The organism is Streptomyces sp. AM 4-1-1 (assembly GCF_029167625.1).
Taxonomy (GTDB): domain Bacteria; phylum Actinomycetota; class Actinomycetes; order Streptomycetales; family Streptomycetaceae; genus Streptomyces.
This window is the reverse complement of sequence record NZ_CP119145.1, coordinates 701,207-714,765: the sequence shown is the minus strand read 5'-3', so window position 1 is coordinate 714,765 and position 13,559 is coordinate 701,207. Positions and strand designations below refer to the sequence as shown.

The following is a 13,559-nucleotide window of genomic DNA, read 5'->3' as shown; positions in this document are numbered from 1 at the left end:
CTCAGAGCCCGCGCACCCGGACCGGACACCCCACGGGCCCACCGCCGTCCCGCCCGACCACCACCCGGCCGTCCACCCAGCGCGTCGTGTACCGCTCCACCTCGGGCGGCGCCCATCCGTCACCCGGGTCCCGCACCACCGCGCCCCCTCCGGTCCGCCCTGCCGCCGGGGCCCACGCCTCCAGCTCCGTCCCCCCGTCCGCGCCCCGCACCGGCACCACCGCGCCCGCCTGCGCCAGCACCGGCACCCGCTCGGGCGGTGAGTCGAGCAGTACCTGCCCGGGGCCCTCGTACGCCTCACCCGTCACCGTGTCGTACCACCGCCCGGCCGGCAGCCGCACCGCCCGCCGGTCGGCGCCCGGTTCCAGCACGGGCGCCACCAGCAGCGCGTCACCCAGCAGGAACGCGTCCCCGCAGTCCCGCAGTGCGCGGTCCTCAGGCGCGGCCCACCAGAGAGGCCGCACATACGGCGCACCCGTCAGCCGGGCCAGCCACGCCAGCGTCACGAAGTACGGCCGCAGCCGCTCCCGCTCCGCCAGCGCCGCCCGCGCGCCCGCCAGTGCCCGCGGCCCGAACTCCCACGGCTCCCGCCGCCCCGCGTCGATCGCCGCGTGGGTGCGGAACAGCGGAAGGTACGAGCCCAACTGGAACCAGCGCAGATACAGCTCGGCGCAGGGCGATCCGTCGAAACCGCCGACGTCCGGCCCCGAGTACGGAACGCCGCACAGCCCGAGTCCCAGCACCAACGCCAGCGAGGCCCGCAGTCCGGGCCATCCCGTCGCCACATCACCGGACCAGGTCCCCCCGTACCGCTGCATCCCCGCCCAGCCGGAGCGCGAGAACAGGAACGGCCGCTCGTCCGGCCGCAGCCGGGCCAGCCCCTCGTACCCGGCGCGCGCCATCGTGAGCCCGTACACGTTGTGGGCCTCCCGGTGATCACCCCCACGCCCCTCCAGGGAGTGCCGCGCCGAACGCGGCAGGGTCGGATCGCCGAAAGCCGCGAACGACACCGGCTCGTTCATGTCGTGCCAGACCCCCGAGAACCCCTGCGCCAGCCGCTCCGCGTACAGCGAACCCCACCACTCCCGGACCTCCGGATCGGTGAAGTCCGGATACCCGCAGACCCCCGGCCAGACCACTCCCCGCACCATCCGTCCCCGCGCGTCGCGGACGAACGCCCCGGAACGGCCGACCGCCCGGCCCCCGTCGAACACCCCGTACCCGGGCTCCACCCGTACCGCCGGATCGACGATCGACACCAGCCGCACCCCGCCCGCCCGCAACTCCCGCGCCAGCCCCGGCAGATCGGGGAACCGGCCGCGGTCCACGGTGAAGACCCGGTGCCCGTCGTAGTGATCGATGTCCAGATGCAGCGCGGACAACGGCAGCCCGCGGTCCCGGTACCCGTTGACGATCCGCCGCACCTCCCGCTCGCTCCCGAACCCCCACCGGGCGTGCTGCGGACCCAGCGCCCAGGACGGCGGCACCGCGGGCGCCCCCGTCAGCGCGGTCCACCCCCGCAGCACCCGGGCCGGCGTCCCCGTCACCACCCAGCAGCGCAACGGCCCCCCGTCCATCCGGACCTCACAGGTCCCCGTCCGGTCATGACCGGAACCCGCCCCCTCCTCGCCCTCGCGCAGCGTCACGCGCCCGGACCAGGAGTTGTCGTGGAACGCCAGATGCGTCCCCGCGTCCGAGACCACCACCTGCACCGGCATCGTCAGGTACAGCGGATCGTCACCCGGACCGAAGCCCGCGCCCGGATCGGTGTTCCACAGCCGGTACGAGCCGTCACGCAGCCGAGGACCCGAAGCCCGCCCGCCGAGGCCGAAGAACCGCGCGTCGGCGGGCACCTCCGACCGCTGCACCCACCGCGCGGGGCCGCCCGCCACCGGCTCCCACCAGCGCGGCGGCGACTCACGCCGCAACAGCACACCCCCGGGCGTCCGCACCTCCACCGCCCCGTGCGGTGACACCACGACCGTCACCCGCTCCGACACCACCCGCCAGCCACCGTCCCGGTCCGGCTCCAGCACCGCCCGCGCGTCGGCCTCGGGAACCGGGCCCGCCAGCGCGTACGACGGCAACGGCTCCGCCCCGTCCCACGCCCAGAACACCGCACCCCCCACCACCACCCGGACACACAGCCGCGAGCGCGCGAACCGCACCACGCCACCACCCGGCCCCGGCTCCGCGCCCACCGCCCGACCCGGCACCCGCGCCCGCTCGGCGACGCGCGACGGCAGCGCCGCGTCCGTCCGCCACCGCCACCACGCCGAACGCACCGCGCGCAACCGACGCACCGAAACGACCCTCTTCGCCGAACGCACCAGGTCACGACCGTCCATAGGGTTCACCCTGCCACCCATGGGACCGGCGGCGGGCGCCGTTCAGCAGCCGTTCATCCACCCGGGACCGCACAGGCGGACAACCGGCCACACCGGCGACGGCCGGAGTGCCCTGGTGCGAAGGACGATCACATGGCATCGTCCTGACAGCCGCCTCGCCGCACGCGCACACCCTTCGCACGTGCGTGCGGACCGACGCACACCCGCGTACCCGGACAGCCATGGAGCCGCCCCATGACCTCAGCAGCGAACGAAGCCCCCCTCTGGCAGCCCGACGCCGACCGCGTCGCCGCCGCGGCCGTCACCCGCTTCCAGAGCTGGGCGGCCGAACGGTACGGGGCACCGGCCGACGGCGGCTATCCGGCGCTGCACCGCTGGTCCGTCGACGAACTCGCCACCTTCTGGCAGGCCGTCGCCGACTGGTTCGACGTACGGTTCTCCACCCCGTACGACACCGTCATCGGCGACCGGACCATGCCCGGCGCCCAGTGGTTCCCCGGCGCCACCCTCAACTACGCGGAACACGCCCTGCGCACCGCCGACGACCCCCTGCGCGCCGACACCCCCGCGCTGATCCACGTCGACGAGACCCACACCCTGACGTCCGTCGGCTGGAGCGAACTGCGCCGCCAGGTCGGCTCGCTCGCCGCGGAACTCCGCGCGCTCGGCGTCCGCCCCGGCGACCGGGTCAGCGGCTACCTCCCCAACATCCCGCAAGCGGCCGTCGCCCTCCTCGCCACCGCCGCCGTCGGCGGTGTCTGGACGTCCTGCGCCCCCGACTTCGGTGCCCGCAGCGTCCTCGACCGCTTTCAGCAGGTCGAGCCCGTCGTGCTGTTCACGGTCGACGGCTACCGCTACGGCGGCAAGGAGCACGACCGCACCGGCACCGTCGCCGAGCTGCGCCGCGAACTCCCCACCGTCCGCGCCGTGGTCCACATCCCGCTGCTCGGCACCGCCGCCCCCGAAGGCGCCTTGGAATGGTCCGCCGTCACCGCGGCCGACACCGAGCCGGTCTTCGAGCCGGTCCCCTTCGACCACCCGTTGTGGGTGCTCTACTCCTCCGGCACCACCGGACTCCCGAAGGCGATCGTCCAGTCCCAGGGCGGCATCCTCCTCGAACACTTCAAGCAGATCGGCCTGCACTGCGATCTGGGCCCCGACGACCGCTTCTTCTGGTACACCTCCACCGGCTGGATGATGTGGAACTTCCTCGTCTCCGGCCTGCTCACCGGCACCACGATCGTGCTGTACGACGGCAGCCCCGGCCACCCCGACATCAGCGCCCAGTGGCGCGTCGCCGAACGGACCGGCGCCACCCTGTTCGGCACCTCCGCCGCCTACGTCATGGCCTGCCGCAAGGCCGGCGTCCACCCGGGGCGCGACCACGGCCTCTCCCGGGTCCGGTGTGTGGCCACCACCGGCTCGCCGCTGCCGCCCGACGGCTTCCGCTGGCTCCACGACGAGGTGTCCGACGACCTGTGGATCGCCTCCGTCAGCGGCGGCACGGACGTCTGCAGCTGCTTCGCCGGCGCCGTTCCCACCCTGCCCGTCCACATCGGCGAGCTCCAGGCGCCCTGCCTCGGCACGGACCTCCAGTCCTGGGACCCCGCGGGCAGACCGCTCATCGGCGAGGTCGGCGAACTCGTCGTCACGAACCCGCTGCCCTCCATGCCGATCCGCTTCTGGAACGACCCCGACGGCAGCCGCTACCACGACAGTTACTTCGACGTGTACCCCGGCGTCTGGCGCCACGGCGACTGGATCACCCTCACCGACCACGGCTCGGTGATCATCCACGGCCGCTCCGACTCCACCCTCAACCGCCAGGGTGTCCGCATGGGTTCCGCCGACATCTACGAGGCCGTCGAGCGTCTTCCCGAGATCCGTGAAGCCCTCGTCATCGGCATCGAGGAGCCGGACGGCGGCTACTGGATGCCGCTCTTCATCCACCTCGCCGAGGGCGCCACCCTCGACGACGGCCTTCGCGACCGCGTCAAACGGACCATCCGCGAAAACCTCTCACCCCGCCACGTCCCCGACGACATCATCGAGGTCCCCGGCATCCCGCACACCCTCACCGGCAAACGCATCGAGGTCCCCGTCAAACGCGTCCTCCAGGGCACACCCCTCGCCGAGGCGGTCAACCCGGGCTCGATCGACAATCTCGAACTCCTCCACTTCTACGAGGACCTCGCCCGCACCCGCCGCTGACCGCCGTCTGTCAGTCCCCCCGATTACGCTGAGTGAGCAATGATCCACAGCGCACAGGGGGACTCATGGCGCACACCAAGCACGCCAAGCACATCAAGACCACCAAGCACACCGGACGCAGCCGCGGTGGCGCCGGCCGGAGCGGCGCGGCCATGCGACGCACACTGCGCCGCGAAGCCCCGAGCGCCATCGGCCTGCTGGCCGACGAGCGGGACTTCGCGGCCATGCGGCGCTACCGCACGTTCACGTTCGACGATCACGCCACCTACCTCCGCCAGGTCGAAAGCCTGCTCAGGACCTTCGCGGCGCAGGACCGCCACACCACGGTCGCCCTCTTCGACCCGGAGGAGTACGCCGAGTTCTGCGCCGAGTCCGGCCTCGACCCCGACACCCCGGCGGGCCGCAGCCGCTTCACCGCCGAGGTCGCGGCGACCGGCGCCACCGTGGCGTACGCCGGACAACCCGTCGACACCCTGATCAGGCTGCTCGTCGGCCGGGCGGTCCGCCGTGCCACCTGGGAGTACGCCACCCTGCGCCTGGCCGACCTCGGCGACTGCGCCGACTGCGGCCAGGACATCGGCCGCGCCGCCTTCGACCGCGCCTCCCACCTGCTGACCCGCACCCTGGAATCGGCGGGCCCCGGCGCCCAGCACCTGGTCTGCAGCGTCCCGACCGAGCACGACCAGCTGCTGGCGGTCCTCCGCACCGAACGCGAGGGGACGGGTCCGGTCCGTCTCGAACCCTCCGAGGGAGCCGAGTTCGTCTCCGTGCTCGCCGTCGGCATCGCCCTGGAGAGCCCGGCGGGACTGGTCCTGCGTACGACCGCGCCGGGCGTCCCCGACCGTGTGCACGGCTGGCGACTGAACCGCGGCGGCCTCGTCCCGCTCACCGCCGGTGAGGTGTTCAGCGCCTACTGCACCGACGCCGACACCGGCGAACCCGTCTCGCCGGAACCAGGAGTGGAGTACCTCGCCGGATTCGACATCGGCGCCGTCGCACCGGAGGACCACCACTGACACGCCGAAGGGGCTTCCCGCCGGATCAGGCGGGAAGCCCCTTCACTCCCGGAAGCCGGCCGCGTCACGCGACCGAGCGGAACTACTCGCCCGACAGCGCCCGCTCAGCCGCGAGCCGCGCCTCGTCGGCGGAGTCGGCGGCCCGCGCGGCGGCCGCGGCACGCTCGCACTGCGCCAGTGTGTACTTCGCCAGCGTCGCGCGCACGTAGGGGAGGGAAGCGGCGCCCATCGACAGCGACGTCACCCCAAGACCCGTCAGCACACAGGCGAGCAGCGGATCGGAGGCGGCCTCACCACAGACACCGCAGCTCTTGCCCTCGGCCTTGGCGGCATCGGCCGACAGCGCCACCAGATCCAGCAGCGCGGGCTGCCACGGGTCCTGGAGACGAGAGACGGCACCCACCTGACGGTCGGCGGCGAAGGCGTACTGCGCCAGGTCGTTGGTCCCCAGCGACAGGAACTCCACCTCCTGAAGGATCGACCGGGCGCGCAGCGCGGCGGACGGAATCTCCACCATCGCACCGAACTTCGCCCGCAGCCCGGCCTCACGACAGGCGTCCGCGAACGCCTTGGCGTCGATGCGGTCGGCCACCATGGGCGCCATGACCTCCAGGTACACGGGCAGACCCTCGGCCGCCTTCGACAGCGCGGTCAGCTGGGTGCGCAGCACCTCGGGGTGGTCCAGCAGACTGCGCAGACCGCGTACGCCCAGCGCCGGGTTCGGCTCGTCCGCCGGTGTCAGGAAATCCAGCGGCTTGTCCGCGCCGGCGTCCAGCACCCGTACGACCACCCGGCCCTCGGGGAACGCCTCAAGCACCGCGCGGTACGCCGCGACCTGCTTCTCCTCGGACGGCGCCTGCGTGCTGTCGTCCAGGAACAGGAACTCGGTACGGAAGAGTCCCACGCCCTCCGCGCCCGCGGCGACGGCCGCCGGGACGTCGGCGGGACCGCCCACGTTGGCGAGCAGCGGCACCTTGTGCCCGTCGGAGGTCGCCCCGGGTCCGGTCGCGGACGAGAGCGCGGCCTTGCGCTCCGCCGCGGCGCTCTCCAGCTCCCCCCGCTTCTCGGCGCTCGGGTCGACGAAGACCTCACCCGTGCTGCCGTCCACCGCGACGACCGTGCCCTCCGCCAGTTCCCCGGCGCCGGGGAGCGCCACCACCGCGGGCACCCCGAGCGCACGCGCCAGGATGGCGCTGTGACTGGTCGGTCCGCCCTCCTCGGTCACGAAGCCGAGCACCAGGGCGGGGTCGAGCAACGCGGTGTCGGCGGGCGCCAGGTCCCGCGCGACGAGCACGTACGGCTCGTCGCTGTCCGGCACGCCCGGCATCGGCACACCGAGCAGCCGCGCCACGATCCGGTTGCGCACGTCGTCGAGGTCGGCGACGCGCCCCGCCAGGTACTCCCCGGCGTTGGCGAGCAGCGCCCGGTACGCGGCGAACGCGTCGTACACACCCCGTTCGGCGGTGCTGCCGACGCTGATGCGCCGGTCCACATCGGCCATGAGTTCCGGGTCCTGGGCCATCATGGCCTGGGCCTCCAGCACGGCCTGTGCCTCGCCCCCGGCCAGATTGCCGCGCGCCATCAGGTCGGCGGCCACAGCTTCCACGGCTTGACGGGCGCGCCCCTGTTCGCGCTCGGCCTCCTCGGCGGGAATCTGTTTGGCCGGCGGTTCGAGGACAGCCGTACCCATGTGCCGAACCTCGCCGATCGCCACACCGTGGCTCACACCGACGCCTCGCAGCGTTGTCTCCATTTCACCCGTCTCCGGTTGTGCGACGGCCTGGCCGCCGCGGTTGATGTCCGACCTGCTCGTGTCGCGCCGCGCCGGGCGTCACTGCCAGCCGAACAGCGTGTCGCCGACCTTCACGTCGCCGTCCTCGCGGACGTCGGAAAGGGAGTCGGCGGTGGCTTCGAGCGCCACGACCGGGCACACCGGGGACTTGCCGGCGGCCTCCACGGCGGCCGGGTCCCAGCGCACGACGCTCTGTCCGCGCTGCACGGTGTCGCCCTTTTTGACGAGGAGCTCGAAGCCCTCGCCGTTGAGCTGCACGGTGTCGATACCTAGGTGGGTCAGCACCCCGTGTCCGTCACCGTCCACGACGACGAAGGCGTGCGGGTGGAGGGAGACGACGATGCCGTCGACCGGGGACACGGCCTCCGACGGTTCACGCACGGGGTCGATGGCGGTTCCTGGGCCCACCATCGCGCCGGAGAAGACCGGGTCGGGTACCGCGGTGAGTCCGATGGCGCGTCCGGCAAGAGGGGACGTCACGTTGGTCATGGGGGCCTCCCAGGGTGGAGATTCTGGCGTCGCCGCCGAGGTGGGTGAGGGGCGGCGTACTCTGGTGAGCAGGGTAAGTCATAAGAAGTTCCGGTTCCGCCCGAGACCTACCGATTGGCGGGCCTGGGGGAGCACCGGAACGATTTGCCTCGACTCCCAGCGGCCGTGTACTGTCGTACTCCTGCTTGACCCCAACGCGACATTGAGTCGGGGGTCGGCAGCGGCTCTCAAGCCCAGACTCTAACCCGGATTCAAATTCCGCATGCCTGCGGAACTGGTCAAAGGTAATGGAAAAGGCCTGATAGAGTCGGAACCGCTGGAAAGGGAAACGCGAAAGCGAGGAACTGGAAAGCAGCCCGGCCGGCCGGGAATCGGACACGAAAGAGTCTGATAGAGTCGGAAACGCAAGACCGGAAGGAAGCGCCCGGAGGAAAGCCTGAGAGGGTGAGTACGAAGGAAGCGTCCGTTCCTTGAGAACTCAACAGCGTGCCAAAAGTCAACGCCAGATATGTTGATACCCCGGCCTGTTTCGGCAGGTTGGTGGTTCCTTTGAAAGTCCTGTTCACCGGTCCTTGTGGCTGGGGGCAGGCAATGACACAGCGAGGACGCTGTGGATGACCGGTCTTATTCCGACCGGTTGTTCCGCTCTCGTGATGTGTGTCCCGATTACGGGAAAACATTCACGGAGAGTTTGATCCTGGCTCAGGACGAACGCTGGCGGCGTGCTTAACACATGCAAGTCGAACGATGAAGCCTTTCGGGGTGGATTAGTGGCGAACGGGTGAGTAACACGTGGGCAATCTGCCCTGCACTCTGGGACAAGCCCTGGAAACGGGGTCTAATACCGGATAATACTCTGTCCCGCATGGGATGGGGTTGAAAGCTCCGGCGGTGCAGGATGAGCCCGCGGCCTATCAGCTTGTTGGTGGGGTGATGGCCTACCAAGGCGACGACGGGTAGCCGGCCTGAGAGGGCGACCGGCCACACTGGGACTGAGACACGGCCCAGACTCCTACGGGAGGCAGCAGTGGGGAATATTGCACAATGGGCGAAAGCCTGATGCAGCGACGCCGCGTGAGGGATGACGGCCTTCGGGTTGTAAACCTCTTTCAGCAGGGAAGAAGCGCAAGTGACGGTACCTGCAGAAGAAGCGCCGGCTAACTACGTGCCAGCAGCCGCGGTAATACGTAGGGCGCAAGCGTTGTCCGGAATTATTGGGCGTAAAGAGCTCGTAGGCGGCTTGTCACGTCGGTTGTGAAAGCCCGGGGCTTAACCCCGGGTCTGCAGTCGATACGGGCAGGCTAGAGTGTGGTAGGGGAGATCGGAATTCCTGGTGTAGCGGTGAAATGCGCAGATATCAGGAGGAACACCGGTGGCGAAGGCGGATCTCTGGGCCATTACTGACGCTGAGGAGCGAAAGCGTGGGGAGCGAACAGGATTAGATACCCTGGTAGTCCACGCCGTAAACGTTGGGAACTAGGTGTTGGCGACATTCCACGTCGTCGGTGCCGCAGCTAACGCATTAAGTTCCCCGCCTGGGGAGTACGGCCGCAAGGCTAAAACTCAAAGGAATTGACGGGGGCCCGCACAAGCAGCGGAGCATGTGGCTTAATTCGACGCAACGCGAAGAACCTTACCAAGGCTTGACATACACCGGAAAGCATCAGAGATGGTGCCCCCCTTGTGGTCGGTGTACAGGTGGTGCATGGCTGTCGTCAGCTCGTGTCGTGAGATGTTGGGTTAAGTCCCGCAACGAGCGCAACCCTTGTCCTGTGTTGCCAGCATGCCCTTCGGGGTGATGGGGACTCACAGGAGACCGCCGGGGTCAACTCGGAGGAAGGTGGGGACGACGTCAAGTCATCATGCCCCTTATGTCTTGGGCTGCACACGTGCTACAATGGCCGGTACAATGAGCTGCGATGTCGTGAGGCGGAGCGAATCTCAAAAAGCCGGTCTCAGTTCGGATTGGGGTCTGCAACTCGACCCCATGAAGTCGGAGTTGCTAGTAATCGCAGATCAGCATTGCTGCGGTGAATACGTTCCCGGGCCTTGTACACACCGCCCGTCACGTCACGAAAGTCGGTAACACCCGAAGCCGGTGGCCCAACCCCCTTGTGGGGAGGGAGCTGTCGAAGGTGGGACTGGCGATTGGGACGAAGTCGTAACAAGGTAGCCGTACCGGAAGGTGCGGCTGGATCACCTCCTTTCTAAGGAGCATCTAGACCCTGCGAGGGGTCCAGAGCCACTACGTCGGCATCTGTCCGGCGGTGGTCAGCTCATGGGTGGAACGTTGACTATTCGGTCTGGTTGGGTCTTGTTCATTAGTACTGCTTCGGCGTGGAACATGAAAAAGGTTTGACTGGACCGGGCACGCTGTTGGGTGTCTGAGGGTATGGCCGTATGGTCGCCTTCGGTTGCCGGCCCCAGTGCACTCACCTTTTTGGGGTGGGGTGATGGGTGGCTGGTCGTTGTTTGAGAACTGCACAGTGGACGCGAGCATCTGTGGCCAAGTTTTTAAGGGCGCACGGTGGATGCCTTGGCACCAGGAACCGATGAAGGACGTGGGAGGCCACGATAGGCCCCGGGGAGCTGTCAACCAAGCTTTGATCCGGGGGTGTCCGAATGGGGAAACCCGGCAGTCGTCATGGGCTGTCACCCGCTGCTGAACACATAGGCAGTGTGGAGGGAACGAGGGGAAGTGAAACATCTCAGTACCCTCAGGAAGAGAAAACAACCGTGATTCCGGGAGTAGTGGCGAGCGAAACTGGATGAGGCCAAACCGTATGTGTGTGATACCCGGCAGGGGTTGCGCATGCGGGGTTGTGGGAGTTCTCTTGATCAATCTGCCGATTGGTCGGCAAGTCAGAAACCGTTGGTGTAGGCGAAGGACATGCGAAAGGTCCGGCGTAGAGGGTAAGACCCCCGTAGCTGAAACATCAACGGCTTGCTTGAGGATTTCCCAAGTAGCACGGGGCCCGAGAAATCCCGTGTGAATCTGGCGGGACCACCCGCTAAGCCTAAATATTCCCTGGTGACCGATAGCGGATAGTACCGTGAGGGAATGGTGAAAAGTACCGCGGGAGCGGAGTGAAATAGTACCTGAAACCGTGTGCCTACAAGCCGTGGGAGCGTCGCGCATCGAGCTTGCTCGGTGCGTCGTGACTGCGTGCCTTTTGAAGAATGAGCCTGCGAGTTTGCGGTGTGTTGCGAGGTTAACCCGTGTGGGGAAGCCGTAGCGAAAGCGAGTCCTAATAGGGCGTTTTAGTAGCGCGCTCAAGACCCGAAGCGGAGTGATCTAGCCATGGGCAGGTTGAAGCGGAGGTAAGACTTCGTGGAGGACCGAACCCACCAGGGTTGAAAACCTGGGGGATGACCTGTGGTTAGGGGTGAAAGGCCAATCAAACTCCGTGATAGCTGGTTCTCCCCGAAATGCATTTAGGTGCAGCGTCGTGTGTTTCTTGCCGGAGGTAGAGCACTGGATAGGCGATGGGCCCTACCGGGTTACTGACCTTAGCCAAACTCCGAATGCCGGTAAGTGAGAGCGCGGCAGTGAGACTGTGGGGGATAAGCTCCATGGTCGAGAGGGAAACAGCCCAGAGCATCGACTAAGGCCCCTAAGCGTACGCTAAGTGGGAAAGGATGTGGAGTCGCAGAGACAACCAGGAGGTTGGCTTAGAAGCAGCCATCCTTGAAAGAGTGCGTAATAGCTCACTGGTCAAGTGATTCCGCGCCGACAATGTAGCGGGGCTCAAGCGTACCGCCGAAGTCGTGTCATTTCAGCATGTACTCCTAACGGGGGCTGGGATGGGTAGGGGAGCGTCGTGTGCCGGGTGAAGCAGCCGCGGAAGCGAGTTGTGGACGGTTCACGAGTGAGAATGCAGGCATGAGTAGCGATACACACGTGAGAAACGTGTGCGCCGATTGACTAAGGGTTCCTGGGTCAAGCTGATCTGCCCAGGGTAAGTCGGGACCTAAGGCGAGGCCGACAGGCGTAGTCGATGGACAACCGGTTGATATTCCGGTACCCGCTTTGAAACGCCCAGTACTGAATCAGGCGATGCTAAGTCCGTGAAGCCGGCCTGATCTCTTCGGAGTTGAGGGTAGTGGTGGAGCCGACGGTCCAGACTTGTATTAGGTAAGCGATGGGGTGACGCAGGAAGGTAGTCCAGCCCGGGCGGTGGTTGTCCCGGGGTAAGGGTGTAGCCCGTTGTGCAGGTAAATCCGTGCAACATGGAGGGTGAGACCTGATGCCGAGCCGATTGTGGTGAAGTGGATGATCCTATGCTGTCGAGAAAAGCCTCTAGCGAGTTTCATGGCGGCCCGTACCCTAAACCGACTCAGGTAGTCAGGTAGAGAATACCGAGGCGTTCGGGTGAACTATGGTTAAGGAACTCGGCAAAATGCCCCCGTAACTTCGGGAGAAGGGGGGCCATTTCTGGTGATTGGGCTTTGCTCCATGAGCTGGGGGTGGCCGCAGAGACCAGCGAGAAGCGACTGTTTACTAAAAACACAGGTCCGTGCGAAGCCGTAAGGCGATGTATACGGACTGACGCCTGCCCGGTGCTGGAACGTTAAGGGGACCGGTTAGTGCGCTTTCGGGTGTGCGAAGCTGAGAACTTAAGCGCCAGTAAACGGCGGTGGTAACTATAACCATCCTAAGGTAGCGAAATTCCTTGTCGGGTAAGTTCCGACCTGCACGAATGGCGTAACGACTTCTCGACTGTCTCAACCATAGGCCCGGTGAAATTGCACTACGAGTAAAGATGCTCGTTTCGCGCAGCAGGACGGAAAGACCCCGGGACCTTTACTATAGTTTGATATTGGTGTTCGGTTCGGCTTGTGTAGGATAGGTGGGAGACTGTGATGTGGCCACGCCAGTGGTTGCGGAGTCGTCGTTGAAATACCACTCTGGTCGTGCTGGATGTCTAACCTGGGTCCGTGATCCGGATCAGGGACAGTGTCTGATGGGTAGTTTAACTGGGGCGGTTGCCTCCTAAAGAGTAACGGAGGCGCCCAAAGGTTCCCTCAGCCTGGTTGGTAATCAGGTGTTGAGTGTAAGTGCACAAGGGAGCTTGACTGTGAGACCGACGGGTCGAGCAGGGACGAAAGTCGGGACTAGTGATCCGGCGGTGGCTTGTGGAAGCGCCGTCGCTCAACGGATAAAAGGTACCCCGGGGATAACAGGCTGATCTTCCCCAAGAGTCCATATCGACGGGATGGTTTGGCACCTCGATGTCGGCTCGTCGCATCCTGGGGCTGGAGTCGGTCCCAAGGGTTGGGCTGTTCGCCCATTAAAGCGGTACGCGAGCTGGGTTTAGAACGTCGTGAGACAGTTCGGTCCCTATCCGCTGTGCGCGTAGGAATATTGAGAAGGGCTGTCCCTAGTACGAGAGGACCGGGACGGACGAACCTCTGGTGTGCCAGTTGTCCTGCCAAGGGCATGGCTGGTTGGCTACGTTCGGAAAGGATAACCGCTGAAAGCATCTAAGCGGGAAGCCTGCTTCGAGATGAGTATTCCCACCTCCTTTGAGGGGTTAAGGCTCCCAGTAGACGACTGGGTTGATAGGCCAGATGTGGAAGCCTGGTAACGGGTGGAGCTGACTGGTACTAATAGGCCGAGGGCTTGTCCTCAGTTGCTCGCGTCCACTGTGTTGGTTCTGAAATAATGAACGGCTGTGTTGTTGTCCGGTTGGTTCACATTTTC

Annotated in this window: 5 protein-coding genes and 2 rRNA genes; 4 read left to right on the top strand and 3 right to left on the bottom strand. The window is 66.5% G+C overall.

Annotated elements, in window-relative coordinates:
• Window position 1: 1 nt before the first annotated feature.
• Complete coding sequence (locus PZB75_RS02810) at window positions 2-2,347, bottom strand: TIM-barrel domain-containing protein (protein ID WP_275533692.1); 2,346 nt, start codon at window positions 2,345-2,347, stop codon at window positions 2-4.
• 234 nt (window positions 2,348-2,581) lie between these two features.
• On the opposite strand from PZB75_RS02810, the gene PZB75_RS02805 reads away from it, so the two are divergent.
• Window positions 2,582-4,558 carry an acetoacetate--CoA ligase gene (locus PZB75_RS02805; protein WP_275533691.1) on the top strand — a complete coding sequence of 659 codons (1,977 nt, stop codon included), beginning with the start codon at window positions 2,582-2,584 and terminating at the stop codon, window positions 4,556-4,558.
• 65 nt (window positions 4,559-4,623) lie between these two features.
• Window positions 4,624-5,574: a hypothetical protein gene (locus PZB75_RS02800; protein WP_275533690.1), complete on the top strand. Its 951-nt coding sequence runs from the start codon at window positions 4,624-4,626 to the stop codon at window positions 5,572-5,574.
• A gap of 82 nt (window positions 5,575-5,656) precedes the next feature.
• Here PZB75_RS02800 and ptsP read toward each other — a convergent pair whose 3' ends face one another.
• Together ptsP and PZB75_RS02790 are read right to left on the bottom strand one after the other, a co-directional pair.
• Window positions 5,657-7,327 (bottom strand): phosphoenolpyruvate--protein phosphotransferase, encoded by a 1,671-nt coding sequence (ptsP, locus tag PZB75_RS02795; RefSeq protein ID WP_275533689.1) that lies wholly within the window; start codon window positions 7,325-7,327, stop codon window positions 5,657-5,659.
• Between the two features lie 78 nt (window positions 7,328-7,405).
• Complete coding sequence (locus tag PZB75_RS02790; protein WP_275533688.1) at window positions 7,406-7,855, bottom strand: PTS glucose transporter subunit IIA; 450 nt, start codon at window positions 7,853-7,855, stop codon at window positions 7,406-7,408.
• A gap of 679 nt (window positions 7,856-8,534) precedes the next feature.
• On the opposite strand from PZB75_RS02790, the gene PZB75_RS02785 reads away from it, so the two are divergent.
• Window positions 8,535-10,062, top strand: a 16S ribosomal RNA gene (locus PZB75_RS02785).
• A 297-nt stretch (window positions 10,063-10,359) separates the two neighbouring features.
• Window positions 10,360-13,486 (top strand): 23S ribosomal RNA (locus PZB75_RS02780).
• Together the 16S and 23S rRNA genes form the textbook arrangement of a ribosomal RNA operon.
• Window positions 13,487-13,559 lie beyond the last annotated feature (73 nt).

Excerpts from the sequence above, each read along its gene's own strand:
- PZB75_RS02790 (WP_275533688.1), bottom strand. The coding sequence starts at position 7,855 with ATGACCAACGTGACGTCCCCTCTTGCCGGACGCGCCATCGGACTCACC.
- PZB75_RS02800 (WP_275533690.1), top strand. The coding sequence starts at position 4,624 with ATGGCGCACACCAAGCACGCCAAGCACATCAAGACCACCAAGCACACC.
- PZB75_RS02810 (WP_275533692.1), bottom strand. The coding sequence starts at position 2,347 with ATGGACGGTCGTGACCTGGTGCGTTCGGCGAAGAGGGTCGTTTCGGTG.
- ptsP (WP_275533689.1), bottom strand. The coding sequence starts at position 7,327 with ATGGAGACAACGCTGCGAGGCGTCGGTGTGAGCCACGGTGTGGCGATC.
- PZB75_RS02805 (WP_275533691.1), top strand. The coding sequence starts at position 2,582 with ATGACCTCAGCAGCGAACGAAGCCCCCCTCTGGCAGCCCGACGCCGAC.